The organism is Variovorax sp. 20P10.2.4 (genome assembly GCF_058244205.1).
On record NZ_JBZAYE010001153.1, the window covers coordinates 1 to 1,191 of the forward strand.

Genomic DNA, 1,191 nt, shown 5'->3' on the forward strand with positions numbered 1-1,191 from the left:
TTCACCGCGAGCGGAAAGCCGTGCATCCAGCCGCGGCGCTCGCCGCGCGCCAGCTCGGCGTCGCGCTGGTCGGCCTCGGCCAGCAGCGCCACGGGGTCCCGCAGCGAGACGATGGCGTTGAAGCGCGGGTTCAGGGCCTCGATGCGCGCGAGCGTGGCCTGCATCAGCTCGCGGCACGAGAGGCTGCGTTCGGCGAGGCGGCGCGACAGGGCGGTGGCGCTGAGGGCGAGTAGGTCGTCGGTGGGCATGGCGTGGGATCGGAGAAGGACGAGGCGCCAGTATGTGGCAGCCCGGCGCCGCCCGGGCCGGACCGGGGGCGGGTTGTCCCCGAGCACCGGCCGGCGCGGCCCCGCGCGCGGCGGCACATAATCGCCCGCCATGGAAACCAAGTGGCTCGAAGACTTCATCAGCCTGGCCGAGACGCGCAGCTTCAGCCGCTCCGCCCAGTTGCGGCACGTGACCCAGCCGGCGTTCTCGCGCCGCATCCAGGCGCTGGAGGGCTGGGCCGGCACCGACCTCGTCGACCGCAGCTCCTATCCCACGCGGCTCACGCCCGCGGGCCAGACGCTCTACAGCCAGGCCATCGAGATGCTGCAGGCGCTGCAGAGCACGCGCGCCATGCTGCGCGGCCATTCGGCCGCCGGGCAGGACGTGATCGAGTTCGCGATACCGCACACGCTGGCCTTCACCTTCTTCCCCTCGTGGGTCACCAGCCTGCGCGAGCACTTCGGCCCGATCAAGAGCCGGCTGATCGCGCTCAACGTGCACGACGCCGTGCTGCGGCTGGTCGAGGGCAGCTGCGACCTGCTGATCGCCTACCACCATCCCTCGCAGCCGCTGCAGCTCGACGCCAACAAGTACGAGATGGTGAGCCTGGGCGAGGAGACCGTGGCGCCCTGGGTCAAGGCCGACGCCGAGGGCGCGCCGCGCTACCGGCTGCCGGGCCGCGCCGGCCAGCCGCTGCCCTACCTGGGCTACGCGCCGGGCGCCTACCTGGGGCGCGTGGTCGACCAGCTGCTCAAGGAATCGGGCACCGCGATCCACCTCGACCGGGTCTACGAGACCGACATGGCCGAGGGCCTGAAGGTGATGGCGCTCGAGGGCCACGGCATCGCCTTCCTGCCGCAGAGCGCGGTGCGCAAGGAGGTGCGCATGCGCAAGCTGGTGAGCGCGCTGCCGCCCGAGATCGAC

The 1,191-nt window shown here is 72.3% G+C and carries 1 protein-coding gene and 1 pseudogene; one reads left to right on the top strand and one right to left on the bottom strand.

What is annotated here, in order from left to right:
• A pseudogene (locus AC27VN_RS41900) lies at positions 1-248 on the bottom strand (amidase); the annotation flags it as partial.
• A gap of 130 nt (positions 249-378) precedes the next feature.
• Between AC27VN_RS41900 and AC27VN_RS41905 the strand changes: the two are divergent.
• Positions 379-1,191: LysR substrate-binding domain-containing protein (locus AC27VN_RS41905; protein ID WP_490880578.1), on the top strand; the 813-nt coding region annotated here is incomplete at its 3' end.